We start from the raw sequence: 17,557 nt of genomic DNA on the forward strand, positions 1-17,557 counted from the left end.
CCGACCCTCCCTCCTTCCGACCGACGAGAGGTCCTTCGCATGAGCCATCCGAGAATGCCGATCGCCGCCGGGATGCTCGCCGCCGGCCTCTGCCTGGCGGCCCTGCACGGGGTCGCCCCCGCGGCCGACCAGAAGCCCGCCGCCCCCCCCGCGCCGGAGAAGGCCCCCACCGCCGGGCTGGCATCGATCCGCGTCTACCCGGACGCCATCAACCTCAGCACGCAACGCGACCGGCAGTCGATCGTGGTGCAGGCGACCTATGCCGACGGGATCACCCGCGACGTCTCGCGCGAGGCGACCCTGACCCCGGCTAATCCCGCCCTCATGAAGCGCGAGGGCTCCACCTTCACGCCCGTCGCGGACGGCGAGACGACGCTGGCCGTGGCCTTCGGGGACAAGTCCGCCAGCGTCCCGGTCAAGGTGACGAAGGCCTCCGCGCGGCTGCCGCTCAGCTTCCGCCTGGACGTGATGCCCGTCTTCATGCGGGCCGGCTGCAACACCGGCAGTTGCCATGGCGCGGCGAGGGGCAAGGACGGCTTCCGGATCTCCCTCTTCGGCTTCGATCCCGCCGGCGACTACCACCGCCTCACCCGCGAGCAGGTCGGCCGCCGGATCAACCTGGCCGTGCCGTCCGACAGCACGCTGCTCGAGAAGTCGATCGGCGCGGTCCAGCACACCGGCGGCAAGAAGTTCGAGCCCGGTACCGAGCTCTACAACACGGTCCTGGAGTGGATCGAGGCCGGCGCCCCCAACGACGACGTGAGCAAGCTGCCGAAGGTGGTCGGCCTCGACATCTACCCCCCGTCGGGCGTGCTCGACGGCAAGGGGGCGACCCAGCAGATGACCGCCCGCGCCCGCTACTCCGACGGCACGGACCGCGACGTGACGAGCCTGGCCGTCTTCCTGACGAACAACGAGTCCTCCGCGGCGGTCACGCCGGGCGGCCTGGTCACCGCGGGCGATCGCGGCGAGGCGTTCGTGATGGCCCGGTTCGAGACGTACACGGTGGGCTCGCAGTTCATCGTGCTGCCGAAGGCCCTGAAATTCGAGTACCCGAAGGAGCCGGAGGCGAGCTACATCGACAAGCTCGTGGCCGACAAGCTCCGCAAGCTGAGGATCGCCCCGTCGGCGGTCTGCGACGACCCGACCTTCCTCCGCCGGGTCACGCTCGACATCGTCGGCCTGACGCCGACCCCGGACGAGTACAACCGGTTCCTCGCGTCGAAGGACCCGAACAAGCGGGCGAAGCTGATCGACGAGCTCCTGGAGCGGAAGGAGTTCTCCGAGATCTGGGTCAACAAGTGGGCCGAGCTGCTCCAGATCCGGTCGACGATCACGGTCAGCTACAAGTCGATGTTCCTCTACTACAACTGGCTGGTGGAGCGCGTCTCCAAGAACATGCCCATGGACCAGATGGTCCAGGAGCTGCTCGGGGCCAGCGGGGGGACGTTCAAGAATCCGGCCACGAATTTCTACCAGACGACCCTGGAAACGCTGCCGCTGACGGAGAGCGTCGCCCAGGTCTTCATGGGGATGCGGATCCAGTGTGCCCAGTGCCACAATCACCCATTCGACCGCTGGACCCAGGACGACTACTACGGATTCGCGGCGTTCTTCTCGCAGATCGGCCGCAAGCAGGGCGAGGACTACCGCGAGCTGATCATCTTCAACTCCGGGGGGGGCGAGGTGAACCATCCGGTCGGCGGCCGGGCGATGCCCCCCAAGTTCCTGGGCGGCGAGACGCCGGACGTGGCCGGCAAGGATCGCCGGGTCGTGCTGGCGAAGTGGCTGGCCTCCCCTCAGAACCCCTGGTTCGCGTCCTCGTTCGCCAACCGGGTCTGGGCTCATTTCATGGGGGTGGGGATCGTCGAGCCGGTGGATGACTTCCGAGTGAGCAATCCCGCCACCAATCCGGAGCTGCTCGAGGCCCTGGGCAAGCACTTCACCGACACCAAGTACGACCTGAAGTCGCTGGTCCGCGACATCTGCAACTCGAGGGCCTACCAGCGGGCCACCCAGCGGAACGAAAGCAACGCCCAGGACGAGCGCAACTTCGCCCACGCGCTGGTGCGGCGAATCAAGGCGGAGAACCTGCTGGACACGATCAGCGCCGTCACCGAGACCAAGGACAAGTTCCAGGGCCTGCCGGTGGGTGCCCGCGCGGTCCAGATCGCCGACGGCCAGAGCTCGACCTACTTCCTGACCACCTTCGGCCGGGCCACCCGCGAGACCCCCTGCTCGTGCGAGGTGAAGATGGAGCCGACGCTCTCCCAGGCCCTCCACCTCATCAACGGCGACACCGTGAACGCCAAGATCAAGCAGGGACCGGTGATCGCCAAACTGATGTCGGAGAAGAAGTCCCCGGAGGACTGCCTGAAGGACCTCTTCATCCGCAGCCTGGGCCGGCTGCCCTCGAAGGAAGAGACCGACAAGCTGACCCCGGCCCTGGCGGCCGGGCCGAACCAGAAGGTGGCCCTCGAGGACACGTTCTGGGCGCTGCTCAACAGCCGCGAATTCCTGTTCAACCATTGACGACGACAGACCGCCGGGGATGCGTCCCGGCCTGAATGCAGGCCGGACAGCTCCCCGGGGGCTTCCCTTACCTCGCCAAGAGACGACCCATGCGACGAAAGCTGATCGGTGCGGGGCTGACGGCGATCCTCACGGCCGCGATCGGGGCGATGTCCGCCTCGGCCGCGGACGACAAGGCGAAGGCCGCTACCAAGGTCACCTTCGCGGACCAAGTTTCGGGCATCTTCCGGAGCCGGTGCGGGGCCTGCCACAATCCGGACAAGGCCAAGGGGGGCCTGAATCTCGACAGCTTCAGCGCGGCCATGCAGGGGGGCGGCTCCGGCAAGGTCATCGAGCCGGGCGACCCCGATAATTCGAGCCTCCTCGGCGTGATCATGCAGACCGAGGAGCCGAAGATGCCCCCGAATTCGGCCAAGATCCCCGACGCCGAGATCGACCTGATTCGCCAGTGGATCGCCGGCGGGGCGCTCGAGACGTCCGGCTCCGTGGCCGCCGTGAAGGCCAAGCCCAAGGCCGAGTTCAAGCTCGATCCCGCCTCGCTGGGCAAGCCGGCCGGCGAGCCGGCGATGCCGGTGGGCGTCTCCACCGAACCGTCCACGCCCCAGGCACGCCAGGCCGCGGTCGTGGCCATGGCGGCCAGCCCGTGGGCCCCGCTGGTCGCGCTCGGCGGCCACAAGCAGGTGGTCCTCTATCGGTCGACGGACTTCCTCCTCGTGGGGGTCCTCCCCTTCCCCGAGGGGACCATCCATTCGCTGAGGTTCAGCCGCAACGGCGACATCCTGCTGGTCGGAGGCGGCCGCGGCGGCCAGGCCGGCCTGGCCGTCGCGTTCAACGTCAAGACGGGCCAGCGGATGTTCGAGGTCGGCAAGGAATACGACGCGGTCCTCGCCGCCGACATCAGCCCCGATCACTCGATGGTCGCCCTGGGCGGGCCCAGCAAGATGGTCCGCGTCTACAACACGGCCGACGGCAATCTCCTCTTCGAGATGAAGAAGCACACCGAGTGGGTCACGGCCGTCGAGTTCAGCCCCGACGGCGTCCTGCTGGCGACGGGAGACCGGAACAACGGCCTGGTGGTCTGGGAGGCCCAGACGGGCCGCGAGTATTTCGACCTCCGGGGCCATTCCGCGGCGATCACCGACGTCTCCTGGCGGCTCGATTCCAACGTCCTGGCCTCGTCGAGCGAGGACGGCTCGGTCAAGCTCTGGGAGATGGAGAACGGCAACGCGATCAAGTCCATCGCCGCCCACGGCGGCGGCGTGGCCTCGGTCCGATTCGCGAAGGACGGCCGCCTGGTCACCTCGGGCCGCGACCAGCGGGTGCGAACCTGGGACCCGAACGGGAACAAGCAACGCGAGTTCGACCCGTTCAACGACCTCGCCCTGGAGGCCGTCTTCACCCAGGACGAATCGAGGGTCGTCGCCGCCGATTGGTCCGGCGAGGTCCGCGTCCTGAACGTCGCCGACGGCAAGAAGCTGGCCAACCTGGCGATCAACCCCGCGCCCGTCGCCGTCCGCCTCGACCTCGCGAAGAAGGCGGCGATCGTCGCGCGGGCCGAGGCCGATTCGCTCGCCAAGCAGTTGGAGCCGCTCCAGGCGCCCGTCGCGGCCGCGGCGGCGGCCCTGGCGAAGGCGCAAGGCGACCTCGCCGTGGTCGAGAAGTCCGCCGCCAGCCAGCAAGGAGCGGTCGCCGCCCCCCAGCAGGCGGCCCAGGCGAAGCACGCGGCCTGGAACGACGCGAACGCCATGGCGCAGGCCGCCGCGGAGCTGCTCAACCGCGCCCGCGGGGAACAGGCCGCCGCGGAAAAGGCCGTCGCCGAGGCCGCGGCCGGGGAGAAGGCCGCCGCCGAGGCCCTCGCCTCCAGCCGGTTGGCGGTCGAGAAGGCCCTGGCGGACAAGCTGGCCCATGACCCGGCGATCGTGGCCGCCGCCAACGCGCTGAAGGCCGCGAAGACGCCGGAGGAAACGGCCAAGGCGACTGGCGAGCTGACGAAGCAGGCCGCCCGTGCCGGCGAGCTTGCCGCGGCCCTCTCCGCGGCCGGGACTCGCCAGGCGGAGGCGCAGGCCGCGGTCGTCCGGGCCGCCACGGTCAAGGCGGCCGCCCCGGCGGCGGTCGCCCCCGCCCAGCTACGCGCCCGGGCGGCCACCCTGGGCGACCAGTCCGCCAGGGAGCTGGTCGCGAGGATCGCCCAGGAGAAGGCCGCCGCGGACAAGGCCCTCGCCGACGCCGCCGCCGCCGCCAAGACCGCCGCCGATTCGCTGGCCGCCGCGAAGAAGGCCGTCGAGAACGCCACGGCCGCGAAGGCGGCCGCCGACAAGACGCTCGCCGAGAAGCGGGCCCCGCTCGACGCCGCCACGGCGAGGGCCCAGGCCCTCAAGGCGGAGGTCGATGCCCTCTCCGCCGAGGTCCAGCGTGCTCCCAAGGGGGGCCTGGCCGCGACCCCGGCGGCGGGCCCCCAGGCCAATCGCTGAAATTGGACCGATCAGGGGTTTTGAGCCCACCTCGGGAGCCGCTTCTCGAGGAAGGCCCGAACCCCCTCCTGGGCCTCGTCGCCGACCCTGATGGCGGCGCTCACCGCGGCGGCCCCTCGAAGGTTCCCGGGGCGATTCCCGACCTCGTCGAGCTGACGCTTGATCGCCGCCACGGCCTTGGGTGCCGCCTCGATCATCTGCTTGCCCATGAGGATCGCCTCGGGCAAGCACTTTCGAGGCTCGGTCACGAGGTTGACGAGCCCCCATTCCCGGGCGGTGTCGGCGACGATCAGGCCGCCCGTGAGGAGCAGGTGCCGCGACCGGCGATCGCCGATCAGTCGCGTCAGGTCGTACATCACGGTCGAGGGGACGAGCCCCCTGAGCACCTCCGGATAGCCGACACGAGCCGTGGTGGAGGCGACGGCAAGGTCGCAGGCCGCCATCAGGCCGGCCCCGCCGGCCAGGGCGTCGCCGTTCACCGCGGCGATCGTCAGCTTGGGGAGCGTGTGCACCTTCTGGATCAGGTCCGCGTAGTCTTGAAGCGTGACGACGGCGTGCTCCTCCGCCTCCGCGTTGCTCGCCTCACGGGCCGCCTCCCCCAGGTCCATGCCGGAGCAGAAGGCCGTACCGCTCCCAGTCAGGACCACGGCTCGGACCCTCGGCTCGCTCGCGGTGCGGCCGAGGTGGTCTTCCAGGTCGTGCATCATCGACCGCGAAAGCGCGTTCCGCTTCGCCGGTCGATTCAGGGTCAGGACGGCCACGACACCGTCGTCGGACCGAAGTACCAGGGGCTCCGCCATGATCGAATCTCCGCGCTCTCGAGTCTTTCCCTCTCGGGGGCCGCGACGGGTCTCTCGGACTGGCCGATCAGTGCAATCGCGGGTCGGTTGCCGCAATGATGGCGCTGACCGCCTGCTGATTGAACCCCTTGTAGCCCTCGCGACGTTGCAGGTTTTCGAGATGACTGCCGATCGCGCCATCCCGGAGGAATTTCAGGTGTTCTGCCTCGTTGATCCAGCCGAGCCGCAGGGCGCGGTCGACCCTGGCCTTCGCGACCGGCCAGCGCTCGCCCGCCGTGAAGGCCTGGCGGAGGAACGGGAAGTCGGAAAAGGGTGCCATGGTCTGGATGCCCGCCTCGGCCTCCAGCCCAGCCTTGAGGGCATCGAATTCGAACTGAGCCTCGAGGTGGTGCATGCCGGCGTCGAGGATCGACTCCCCATGGAGCGCGACCCAGAGCCCGACGGTGCTCGGTCGAGGCAGGTCCGGGAGGGCCTGGTGCGCGAAGTCCTGGGTCGCCTCCTCGGGGGCCAGGTCCAGGTCGGCGAAGATCACGATCCCGGTGGTGGAATGCTCGAGCACCTGGGCGCCCCAGCCGGCGTGCTGGCCGGCGTGGAATCGCTCGCGGAGCGAGAATCCCAGTCGCGCGAACATGGCCATGATGTCCGGGAAGAATCGGCGTGAGCAGCGGAAGGTGTGATGGTCGTGGTTGGCCCACCCGAGTCCCAGCCGATCCTGCCGCTCCTTCTGCACCCGCGCGGCCCGGTTGCGGGCTTGCCAGTATTCGCGCTCGGCCTGGAAGATCAGATGGCATGCCAGGTCCCTGTCCCCGGCGAGCTCGATCGCCCGCTCGAGGGTGGCCCGGGTCGCACGGATGCCCTCCGCGTCGTCGTCGAATCGCCGCCTCCGGGCGCGCCAGAGGTCGAGCACCGCCAGCGCGTCCCGGGCGGCCTGCGGCCTCATCCGGCCCTCGCGCGCCAGCTCCCCCGGGAAGGCCTCGAATCCCTGATAGGCCCGCCGCTCCGCGGCCGTGAAGGCCGTCGCCTCGCCGGGGATCGTGGCCGTCCGATAGGGCCCCATCGGCGGCCCGAGGATCTCGATCCCGAGGTCATGGGCCCTGACGAAGTCGGCGGCGGAGTCGACCTTGATGACGATCTCCGAAACGGCGCCGGAATTCCCGCCGTCGTCCTTCCCGACCCTGACGACCAGCCTGGGGAAGAGGCCTCCGCGATGGGCGAAGGCGGCGCCGCCCGAGGGATGCCGGATCGCCTGCCGTTCGAAGCCCATCGCCAGCAGCCGTGCCTCGAAGTCCGGCCCTCCGGAGACGACGAGATGGTCGACCCAGACCGGCAGCGATGTCCCGGTCTCGCCGGGCAGTCGGACCGAGAGCTCGGCGGCGAACCGATTCCCTTCCAGGCCCTTGGCGATCAGTCCGTCCACGAATTCTGCCGCCTGCGGCCATCGCCGCCAGTCGAACGTCGTCGTCGAGTCCCGAATCGTCGCTCTGGACATGGGATCGCCTCCCGGAGGGTCGTTCGTGCGGGGTCGTGCTCGGCGCCGTCATCAAGCGGGCCTCGACGCCGGCTCGGTCGCCGCCGCGGAGGGGCCGGTCCCGCCGTCAGCCCCGGAATCCTCGATCGCCCGCTCGAGCAGTTCCAGGCCGATCTCGACCTGACGGGCGGTCAGGCAGAGGGGTGGACAGAAGCGGACCGTGCTCTGGCCGCACGGCAAGAGCAGGAGTCCGCGACGGAACGCAAGGTCGATGATCCGGTCCCTGAGAGCCGGATCGGGATCGCCCGACGATCCCTGGACCTCGGCGCCGAGCATCAAGCCCAGGCCGCGGACTTCACGGATGAGGCGGTGGCGGCGGCCGAGCTCCTCCAGCCCGGTTCGAAGCTGCTTGCCTCGCTCGACGCAATTCGCGAGGTAGCGGTCCTCGATGAGCGAAAGGGATGCCAGGGCGGCGGCACAGGCCACCGGATTACCGCCGAAGGTGGAGGCGTGGCTCCCGCTCGGCCAGTCCATGACCGAGGACCTGGCGACGATGGCCCCCAGCGGCAGGCCATTGGCGATCCCCTTGGCCAGGCAGATGATGTCGCCGGCGATGCCCCAGTGCTCCGATGCGAAGAGCGTCCCGGTCCGTCCGAAGCCGCTCTGGACCTCATCCAGGACCAGCAGGATGCCGTGCTCGTCGCAGAGAGTCCGGAGGCCGGGCAGGAAGTCCGGCGGGGGGACGATGTATCCCCCTTCCCCCTGGATCGGCTCCACGAAGATGGCGGCCAGCTCCTCCGGGGGGCAGACCGACCGCAGGAGCGCCCGGACGCTCTCGAGGTCCCCGTAACGCGCGTGGTGGATCTCCGGGACGAGGGGGGCGAACCCGCGGCGCTGGAGCGGCTTCGAGCCCGAGAGCGAGAGCGCGCCGTAGGTCCGCCCGTGGAAGGCCCCCAGGAAGGCCATGGCGCGGTTCCGCCCGGTGTGGCGCCTCGCCAGCTTGAGCGCCGCCTCCACGGCCTCGGCCCCGCTGTTGGTGAAGAAGACGCGCTTGGCCTCGTCACCCGGGGCCCGCTCCGCCAGCCGCTCGGCGAGCAGGACCTGCGGCACGTAGTAGAAGTCGGTCCCCGACATGTGGACCAGCCGCCGGCTCTGGCGCGCGATCGCGGCCGTGACCTTGCGGTTCGAATGGCCGGCATTCGTGACGGCGATCCCGGCGGTGAAGTCGAGGAATCGGTTGCCGTCCACGTCCTCGATCATCGCCCCCGATCCGCGGCGAACGACCAGGGGATAGGTCCGGGTGTAGGACGGCGACATCACCGCGCGGTCGCGTTCCAGCCATCGGGTCGCCCGGGGCCCGGGGAGGGGACCGAGGATTCGTGGCTCGGAGCGATGCAATGCCGCCATGGGGGTGTCCTTCCTGGTCGGCGGCCGTGGCGGTCTGCCGCTCGCCCGGCCGGATCTCGCGATCGAGGCCCCGGGCCTCAGAAGTCTCGAGTCCCCTTCGCCAGCTCGTCTTCCCACTGGTCGAGCAACGGCCAGTCGACGGCACACGTGCCGAAATCCGCGAGGTGGGTGTAGGACTCCAGGCGGCGGATCGTGGCGTCGATGAGGGCGTTGTCCTTGCGGAAGACCGGCCCGTGCGACGGCAGGAGGAACTCCACGTCGCTCGCCCGGATCCGCTCGAGGCTGGCGATGAAATCGGGGATGCTCGATCCGTGATGGGCGTCGATCGCCCCCACGGAGCCGTCCCGGAAGATGTTGTCGCCGGAGAAGAGCAGATTGCCCATCCGCAAGGCGAGCTGGCCGGCGGTGTGGCCGGGCGTGCTCCAGACCTCCATCGTCCGCTCGCCGATCCGGATCGTGTCACCCTCGTTGATGGGCCTGTCGACCTTGCACCGGGGCATCGGGATGTGGATCCCCTGGGCGTCGATCCGGGCGAACGTGAAGATCTCGTCCCCCTGCTCGAGCGCCGGGATGCTCAGCGGGTGGGCACCGATCGGGCACTTGAGGATCTCGCGGGCGCGGGCCAGTCCCTGGGTATGGTCCACGTCCGCATGGCTCGCCACGATGAGCTTGCAGGCGGAAAGGCTGAAGTTCATCTGGCGGATCAGCTCGAGGACGTCCGTCAACTCGTCGAGGAAGCCGACATCGAGCAGGGCGTATTCGGTCCCCCCGTCGATCAGGTAGACATTCACGCCCATCCGACGTCGAGACTGGTAGTTCATCTCGATCACGCCGGGGAAGAGATAATTCCGTTCGATCATGGCAATCCGAAGCTCCTGCGGCGCACGATCCTCGACGGGACGGGCCAGCCTACGGGACGGGCATTCACCAGCCATCTTACCGACCGTCGAGGAAACGACTCAACGCGAAAGATCGGCGGGCCCGGGGAACGCGCGCCACGAGGCCGGCGTCTAAGGCCCGGAGGCTTCATGGCGCCGCATCCCGCGCCGGGACCCCGGGCCGGCGAGGCCGACGAAACCGGCGCCCACCAACGCCCGCGGGTGCCATTCCGCCGACTTGACATGGCCGAAAACGCGGGGTAGATTGAAACATGGTAATTTGCTGGAAGTGGTTAATTTACCTCAAGATGAGTTGACGACCCGGGGTGCGCGAGGGGTGGACGAATTCATCCAGCCAACGGGAGTCTGAGCCCCCCTTTCGTCGCGTTATCATCTCGGGGACGACGTCTTCGATACCGACCCGGCGGCCGGCCGAGCGATTGGCTCGCCTGGTCGCCGATGTCGCATCGGCAAGGTCTCTAGCAGGTCGGTGGTCGGCTCGCCGGAATCCATCGGCGCGGGGTTGAGGCATCTATCAACGGGGATTGCCGACATGGTCAAGGTGTTGCCGCCGCGGCGGTCGTTGAGGTTCTGGCGCGGAGGCACGGCGATGAGCCTCTCGCTGATGCTGACGCTGGCGATGGCGGCCGCGGATCGGTGCTTCGCGCAGGTTCAACCCGGCGGACAGACGAAGGGGGCCACGCCGGGCAAGGCCGCGGCGGGGAATGCGGCCGCCGGCTCGCAAGAGAAGGCGAAGGGCGACTCGGGGTCTCAGCCCGCCGATCCGGGCCAGCCCGCGGCCAAGTCGAAGGAGGGCGATGGGCCCGCGGAAGCCCCCCCCGATCCGTCTCAGACCCAGAAGGTCTCACCGGTTGAGATCTTCAAGGATCCCCTGGCCAGCCAGCTCATCGACCTCAAGAGCTTCAACCCGATCAGGAACCGGCCGCCGGCCCCGGGGGACATCGAGGCCGTCAAGGATATGGCCCAGAATCCGGCCGCCCCGGTCGACCCGACGCTCATCCGCCGGATGGTGGGGGGCATGATCGCCCAGCTCACCGACACCAAGAACATCCAGCTCGTCATCGATCCTCCCCCGACGAGCGCCCCGGGCACCGACGCGCGAGCCATCGAGACCGCGACTCGAAACCTGCAAGAGCCCCTGTTCGTGGCCAGGGCCAACAAGAGCACGCAGTTCCTCACGGAATACAACAAGGCCCTGATTCAACTCCTGCCCCCGGTCCTGAAGAACCACCTGGTCCCTCGAGTCCAGGCGATGATCGTGCTCGGCCAGACGGGGAGCCCCGAGGCGTACAAGCTCTTCCTGGACGAGATCAAGAACCCGAAGCAGACGGTCTGGGTGAAGCTCTGGGCGTTCCGGGGGATCACGAACATCATCAGGTACAACGAGACCCCGCGCCTGAACAACCAGCAGACGGTCGATGCGGCCCGGGTCATCTCGGACTTCCTTGGCGAGAACAAGGAGGTCCCCTGGCCGGTCCAGTATCGGGCCCTGGAGGCCCTGACATACCTCCGGCAAGGGACGGAGCCGAAGTCCCCCAAGGAGGCCAAGATCGCCTCCACGGTCGCGCGAATCCTCGCGGACCCGAAGGCCCGGCCCGACGTCCGCTCGGAAGCGGCCCGAGCGCTGGGCTTGATGCAGATCACGACCGCGGTCACGGACTACAATCACGCCCTGGTTGCCTATCTGACCGGCCAGGTCGCGGCGGCGATCGGCGATGAAATCGTGGCCAGCTATTCCGAGAAGGGTCCCGCACTCAACGCCACCAAGGCGCAGTACCTGGCGACGCTCCTGATCGGGCCGATCTTCCAGACCTTCGAGGGCCAGGCCGGGGTGCGGGACAGCGGGCTGCTGCACAATCCCGCGGCCGCCTCCAGCCGGTCCGAGATCCAGAAGGTCCAGGATCTGATCACGCCGCTCTCGAAGTCGGCGGTGGACCTGGTCAAGGCGCCCGCCGGCCAGCTCGCAAGTCGGCGGAAGGACCTCCAGGCCAGGGTGGCGGCGGTCCGGGCCTACCTCGCCAAGAACGTCCCGGCCAACGGTCATCTGGTGCCCGGAGACGACGGCTTCCTTGCCGGCGCCGAGGAGCCGGCCAGCCCCCCGGAACCCGCGTCAGGGCCCGCCACCGCGAAGGCGGCCGGGCCCTCCCGGTGACGGCCAGCCCGGGGCCGGGCGGCCCTCCGCCGGCCGTCGATACGGGACCGATCTCGGTCCCGGAGCTGCGGGATTACCACCGGATCAACGCCGAGCTGGTGCGTCGACTCCAGCTCGGCCAGAGGTATGTCCGCCTCGACGGCGTTGAGGGGCATCGGCTGCTCCTGTTCGGCCTCCGGGGTCCCTGGCACGCGGTCGTGGAGCTGGCGGGCAACGCCGGCCCGGAGCTGGCCGCGGAGATGGACGCCCCCGGGGTCACCGTCGTCTGCCGCGGCTCGGCCGCCGATGGTGCAGGACGCTCGCTGGTCTCGGGCACGCTCCTGATCCTCGGCCGCTCGGGGGTCGCCCTCGGATACGGCCAGATCGGCGGCCTGATCGTCGCCGCCGGCGATGCCGGGGCCCGCGCCGGGCTCCTTCAGCGGGGGGGGGACCTCGTCCTGCTGGGCCCGTCGGGATCATTGTCCGGGGAGGGCCAGCTCGGCGGCCGTCTCCTGTTTCGGCAGGCCCTCGCCGGACCGAACCCGGGGCATGGCAGGCGTTCCGGCCGCCTGGTCGATATTGGCCAGGTAGAGGCAGGCGACGGCCGCGGTCCCGGGCCTCACGTCGATCCCGGCCTGGTTCGCCTGCTCGACGCCGCGCAGGACCTCGCCTCGCGGCACTCCTCGAACGAGTGAGGGAGCTACCATGGAAAGCCCGGCGGATCGACCCGGTCGGTGGGCCCTGCCGGGGCTCGTCTGCGTCGGGATCCTGATCGCGGGCTGCAGCGAGGAGCTGGGGCCGGAACGATTCGAAACGACGCGTGTCCGCGGCCGAGTCCTGCTGGGGGGCAAGCCGGTCGGAGGCGGGTTCGTGGACATGCTCCCGGCCGGCGGGACCCGAGGCTTGATCCGGTCGACGCGGATCGGATCCGACGGTCGATTCGATGCGGATCGGGTTCCCGTGGGCGTCGTCGCGATCCGGATCGTCGGCGCCCCGATCCCGCTCGACTACGCCATGCTCTTCTCGAGGTTCCCGACACGGATCCAGCGAACGATCGACGCTCACGCCTCGACGCCGATCGAGATCGAGCTCATGGAAGAGGCCATCCGGGCCCAGGCCACGCACGAGGCCCAGGTCGAGGAATCCCGCGCCAATCAACCGCCAGGAACCGGGCCATGAACCCATCGGCCAGCTCGGCCGCCGACTCGAAGCCCTCGGACGCGGAGCCGCGAGGCCCCGTGCTCGCGGCCGATGTCGCGGAGATGCCCATCATCCGCCTCGTCTATCGCGACGGCTCGGGTGAGATGCACCTCGACTGGACGGTCGAGCGGATCCCCCAGGCGCTGGCCGATCCTTCCGGGATCCTCTGGGTCGACCTGGAGAGCACGACGCCCCAGGACCGGCAGGACAATCACGCGGGGCGGCTCCTGCGCGAGGTCTTCGGGTTCCATCCGCTGGCGGTCGATGACGCGATCGACGAATGCAACCTCCCCAAGGTCGACGACTGGGGCGACTATCTCACCCTGGTCTTCCACAGCACGTCGATGGAGCGCCGGGGGGATGTGCTCCGGCTCCACGAGCTGGACATCTTCCTGGGGGGGAACTACGTCCTCACGTATCATTCCGGCCCGCTCGAGTTCCTCGACAAGGAACGGGCCTCGATCCTCCGCGACCACCGCGATCGCCTCCGCCGCGGGGCCGACCATCTGCTCGCCCGCCTCCTCGAATGCGCCGTGGACGAATCCCTGAAGACGATCGAGCAGCTCGACGACCGGCTCGATCTGATCCAGAACCGGGTGCTCGACAATCCGACTCCCGCGACGCTCAAGACGATCTTCCGCGTGAAGCGGGCGGCGATCCGCCTCCACAAGATCTTCGGCCCCCAGCGCGAGGTCCTCAATCGCCTGGCCCGCGACCCGTACGACCAGGTGCGTCCGGAGAATCGCGTGTACTTCCGGGACGTCTACGATCACGTCGTCCGCGTCCACGACATCTCGGAGAGCCTGCGCGACCTGATTGCGGGGACCCTGGAGACCTACCTGTCGGTGATGTCGAACCGCACCAACGACATCATGAAGACGCTCACGATGGTCACCGTGATGTTCATGCCGATGTCGTTCCTGACGGGTTTCTTCGGCATGAATTTCTTCGCCGAGCCCCTGGCCCTGAATTCCCCCATGCCCCGCCTGGCTCTCTTCCTCGGCACGATCGCGGTCATGGCCCTGTCGCCGGTGGCGATGTGGACCTACGCACGGCTCAAGAAGTGGATCTGAGCGGAGCCTCACCGGTCACCGGAGGGTCCCGAAGGAGGCAAGCGGGGGCCTGGCCCGCGAGGTTTCCTCGGGGGCGGGTGGCCTGATGCCCCGGCGACTCCGAGGCTGTAAGCTAGAGTCGGAAGGCAAGGCACCAGGGTCGTCAGCCTTCCCTGCTTTCGTCCGATCGAGGTCCCGCGGACGGTGCAACGACGTGGCTCGTGCATCCTCCCCGCGGACGATCCGCCTGATGGCTCGAGGATGTAGCCCCGGAGAACCTGGGCCGTGGCCACTTTTTCGCTCAATTTTGTGATGGAGAGTACGAACCCACGGGAAGGGCACGGGACGTGTTTCGAGGAGGAAACGCTCATGATCGAGATCCGATGTCCGGCGTGCGGGGCGGGGGGAAGAGCATCGGCCGATAAGGTGAACACGCGGCTGATCTGCCGGAAATGCCTGAAGGTCTTCCACGTCACGGCCAGCGGCAGGGCGGTCCTCGGCGAGCCGCACGACCCTGGCGCGGCCCAGGCGCCTCAGCACGACCATCACGTTCCCGACTCGGCCCAGAAGGTGGATCAGTTCTTCGAACAGACCCGCAGGTCCGTCCTGTCGCCCAAGGGCCTGGTCATCGGGCTGGCATTGCTCGCCGCGATCGTCGCGGCGATCTACTACTCCACCCGGAAGGGACCGGAGAGCCTGGAGGACACGGCCTCGCGCGTGGCCCGGGCCACCGTACAGGGCGATCTCCAATCCATCCGCGCGGTTTCCCTGTTCGGGACGGAGGCGGAGGCGATCAAGTGGTACGACTCGATCCGGACCCAGTGTGACGAGCTGAGGCAGCGATTGGGATCGAACCGGATGCGGGTCGAGGTGGCCGTGAAGCAGCAGGACATGGGGGCGGGGACCGCCGAGACCCTGGCTCGGATCGAGACCGAGGAGGGCCTGGAGCGAAAGGCCGGCAGCCTGCCCGATCCCACGATGCCGGCCGTGGGGTCGGACGTGTCCCTCTCGCTGCCGATGGCCTGGAAATCCGAAGGCTGGGCGGGATGGAAGCTCGACGCCCGGAAGACACTGGAGCTGGGACCGGCATCTCCCTGAGGGAAGGCACGCCGGGCCGCTGATTCCCTCGACGTCTCCCGTGAATCGGATCGAAGTGCTTCCGTGGAGATGAGATACGCAAACGAGCTCCGATCAGTGGGCCTTGACGGTCGTCGGGCATGAGGCTACCATGTGCCGACCGTCGGTCTGGCAGACCTCGACGCCTGGGACGATCGACGGTGGTCATCAGGATGCCGAAGTCCGTGTCGGGCCTGGCGCCGGGCTGTCCCGGCAACGGATCGTTCGGTCGTGGTCCTCGGGCCACGCCCGGCCGATCCTCGTCTCCCCGCGGCGTATCTCCCCCAGCGAGGTGAGAATCCTTGCCGATGCCACCTTTCGACGGATTTCAGGACTTCGTCCGGGTTGATGTCCCGCTGGCTCCGCAGGTTTGGTTCCGCGTCGGGGGCCCTGCCCGCTTCTTCGCCCGCCCCCGGTCGCTCGACGAGCTGCTCGCCCTCCTCGATCGGGCGCGACAGGAATCCCTCGCGTTCAAGATCCTCGGCGGCGGCTCCAACGTCCTCGTCCGCGATGAAGGCGTGGATGCCCTGGTGATCCAGCTCGAGAGCCCGTTCTTCTCCGATGTTTCCATCGACGACAACGTGATCAAGGTCGGGACGGCCGTGCCGCTCACGGCGCTGATCTCGCAGACCGCCAGGGCGGGACTCGCCGGCCTCGAGATCCTCACCGGGATTCCCGGGACCGTCGGCGGTGCGCTCCGCGGCAACGCCGGCAGCCGGCAGGGCTCCATCGGCCAGTACGTCCGCCGGGCCACGGTGCTGGACGCGTCCAACGAGGTCCACGTCCGCGAACGCGACGACATCACCTTCGCGGACCGTTCCTCGAACCTGGACGAGCCGGTGCTGCTGTCCGCCGAGTTCGAGCTGACCCACGAGGACCCGGAGTCCGTCGTCCGCCGGATGCGTCGGATCTGGATCATCAAGAAGGAGAACCAGCCTTACGGGCACCAGTCGTCCGGCTGCATCTTCAAGAATCCCGCGCCGGATGTCTCTGCGGGGGCGCTCGTGGACCAGGCCGGGCTCAAGGGGACCCGATGCGGCGGCGCGGAAGTCTCCGACCGCCATGGCAACTTCATCGTGGCCCATCCGGGCGCCAAGGCGGCCGACGTGCTCCGCCTGATCGACCAGATCCAGCAGCGAGTCTGGCAGCAGTTCGGCTACGAATTGGAACTCCAGATCCAGGTGTGGTAAGCTACGGCGTCCGCATTCATCTCGGCAGGCTGCGTCGCGGGATCCGTCTCATTCCCGCGTCGATCCCTCGACGCAGGGCGATCCGGCGGTCACCTCGCCCATGGCCGCCTTGCTCGGGCGGGCTCTAGCCGCGACCGGGATGGAGGAAATCGGTGATGGACTACCGCGAGTCTCCTGGAATTTCCGCCGGCTCGCGGCTCGAGGGTGGGGTCGACGACCAGGCCGAACCCAGGCGTTTTCGACGCTTCGATTTCGTCCGCCCCCAGCGACAGCTCGACGTCCCTCGAGTCGTGCTCGCCGTCGGCCTGATCGGCATGGCCGCGGTGCTGGCCGTTTACCTCGTGACGATGGCCGTTCGCTCCGCCGTCTCGTGGCTTCATCTCCAGTCGCAGTATCAGATTCAATTCGCCGATATCGCACTCGCGGAGCCCCCCCCAGCGTGGTTTCGGGGCGGGCGTGAGACCTTCCTTAGGAAGGTCCGAGAGAACGCCGATGAGCCCGAAATCCTGCCCCTCCTCGACCTGGAAAGGGGCCGGATCGACCGCGCGTTCCGCCTCTCGCCATTCGTCGAAGACGTGATCCGGGTCGAGTATCCGCCGCATCAGATCATCGTGCACCTCGTCTACAAGCAGCCCATCGCGACCCTCCCATTCCCGCGCAGTCCGGCCCTCATCCTGGACCGCAATGCCCACGTCCTGCCTCGCGAGGACATCGATCTCGACAAGCTGGATCCGCTCATCGAGGTGATCGCCCAGGGCTTGCTCCCATCCGCCGCCAAGCCCGGGCTCCCGTTCCGGCCACCCGGCTCTTCGCCCGAATCGGATCGGTGCGAATCCTGCATTCGCCAGGCGACATCGCTGGCCGCCTACTTTCGGGAACCGCCTCGCGCCCGCGCGGCCAGCTCCCCCGCGCTCCGGATCACCAAGGTCATCGCGACGGAGTGCATCGCGGCCGCGAGCTCGACGCTCGACCACCGCGGATTCTTCGTCGCCAATGCGGACCGAGCCCTGATCCTCTGGGGCCAGCCGCCCGGTGAAGAGCCCCCCGGGGCCGCGAAGGCCGACGACAAATGGGCAATTCTGGAAAAATGGGCAACAGGCCCCGTTCACGAACCCCTGCCGGATCGGGATTTCTGGTCCTTTACGCCGACCTATCTGGATCACATCCGCACAGCGCCCGCGTCCGGCCATGCGAGTACGCCGGCGAATCCGGGAAGATAGACGTTTCGGGCGTCCCATTAGGAGGGAGAGCACCCGGATGGCCTTCAGCCGGCCGTCCGCGCCCTGCGCCA

General features: G+C 68.8%; 13 protein-coding genes. 9 read left to right on the plus strand and 4 right to left on the minus strand.

Translation table 11 applies throughout. From position 1 onward, the window contains the following. Window positions 1-39: 39 nt before the first annotated feature. Window positions 40-2,532, plus strand: coding sequence for a DUF1549 domain-containing protein (locus G6O54_RS00350; protein WP_250846633.1), 2,493 nt, complete (start codon window positions 40-42; stop codon window positions 2,530-2,532). 89 nt (window positions 2,533-2,621) lie between these two features. Then, window positions 2,622-5,003, plus strand: coding sequence for a c-type cytochrome domain-containing protein (locus tag G6O54_RS00355; RefSeq protein WP_165219079.1), 2,382 nt, complete (start codon window positions 2,622-2,624; stop codon window positions 5,001-5,003). Window positions 5,004-5,014: 11 nt separating this feature from the next. Here G6O54_RS00355 and G6O54_RS00360 read toward each other — a convergent pair whose 3' ends face one another. The 4 genes from G6O54_RS00360 to G6O54_RS00375 all read right to left on the minus strand — a co-directional run bounded on the left by G6O54_RS00360 (window position 5,015) and on the right by G6O54_RS00375 (window position 9,538). After that, complete coding sequence (locus G6O54_RS00360) at window positions 5,015-5,803, minus strand: enoyl-CoA hydratase/isomerase family protein (RefSeq protein ID WP_165219081.1); 789 nt, start codon at window positions 5,801-5,803, stop codon at window positions 5,015-5,017. A gap of 67 nt (window positions 5,804-5,870) precedes the next feature. Then, a complete protein-coding gene (locus G6O54_RS00365; protein ID WP_165219083.1) occupies window positions 5,871-7,292 on the minus strand; it encodes a hypothetical protein in 1,422 nt (473 codons plus the stop codon). 51 nt (window positions 7,293-7,343) lie between these two features. Further along, window positions 7,344-8,678: an acetyl ornithine aminotransferase family protein gene (locus tag G6O54_RS00370; RefSeq protein ID WP_165219085.1), complete on the minus strand. Its 1,335-nt coding sequence runs from the start codon at window positions 8,676-8,678 to the stop codon at window positions 7,344-7,346. A 77-nt stretch (window positions 8,679-8,755) separates the two neighbouring features. Beyond that, a complete protein-coding gene (locus G6O54_RS00375; protein ID WP_165219087.1) occupies window positions 8,756-9,538 on the minus strand; it encodes an MBL fold metallo-hydrolase in 783 nt (260 codons plus the stop codon). A gap of 628 nt (window positions 9,539-10,166) precedes the next feature. Here G6O54_RS00375 and G6O54_RS00380 point away from each other — a divergent pair. The 7 genes from G6O54_RS00380 (at window position 10,167) to G6O54_RS00410 (ending at window position 17,486) form a co-directional block, all read left to right on the plus strand. After that, complete coding sequence (locus G6O54_RS00380; protein WP_165219089.1) at window positions 10,167-11,729, plus strand: hypothetical protein; 1,563 nt, start codon at window positions 10,167-10,169, stop codon at window positions 11,727-11,729. Further along, window positions 11,726-12,403 carry a glutamate synthase gene (locus tag G6O54_RS00385; RefSeq protein WP_165219091.1) on the plus strand — a complete coding sequence of 226 codons (678 nt, stop codon included), beginning with the start codon at window positions 11,726-11,728 and terminating at the stop codon, window positions 12,401-12,403. The genes G6O54_RS00380 and G6O54_RS00385 overlap by 4 nt, the downstream gene beginning before the upstream one ends. Window positions 12,404-12,413: 10 nt before the next feature. Beyond that, the gene (locus tag G6O54_RS00390) at window positions 12,414-12,887 is read left to right on the plus strand and encodes a hypothetical protein (protein WP_165219093.1); all 474 of its coding nucleotides are present in this window, start codon (window positions 12,414-12,416) and stop codon (window positions 12,885-12,887) included. Continuing rightward, window positions 12,884-13,981 (plus strand): magnesium/cobalt transporter CorA, encoded by a 1,098-nt coding sequence (gene corA / locus G6O54_RS00395; RefSeq protein ID WP_250846634.1) that lies wholly within the window; start codon window positions 12,884-12,886, stop codon window positions 13,979-13,981. The genes G6O54_RS00390 and corA overlap by 4 nt, the downstream gene beginning before the upstream one ends. Before the next feature lie 348 nt (window positions 13,982-14,329). Then, a complete protein-coding gene (locus G6O54_RS00400) occupies window positions 14,330-15,058 on the plus strand; it encodes a hypothetical protein (protein ID WP_165219095.1) in 729 nt (242 codons plus the stop codon). A 326-nt stretch (window positions 15,059-15,384) separates the two neighbouring features. Next, complete coding sequence (gene murB / locus G6O54_RS00405; protein WP_165219097.1) at window positions 15,385-16,266, plus strand: UDP-N-acetylmuramate dehydrogenase; 882 nt, start codon at window positions 15,385-15,387, stop codon at window positions 16,264-16,266. 152 nt (window positions 16,267-16,418) lie between these two features. Then, window positions 16,419-17,486 (plus strand): hypothetical protein, encoded by a 1,068-nt coding sequence (locus G6O54_RS00410; protein ID WP_165219099.1) that lies wholly within the window; start codon window positions 16,419-16,421, stop codon window positions 17,484-17,486. Window positions 17,487-17,557 lie beyond the last annotated feature (71 nt).

Source organism: Aquisphaera insulae, assembly GCF_011064615.1.
In the GTDB taxonomy this organism is placed as follows: domain Bacteria; phylum Planctomycetota; class Planctomycetia; order Isosphaerales; family Isosphaeraceae; genus Aquisphaera; species Aquisphaera insulae.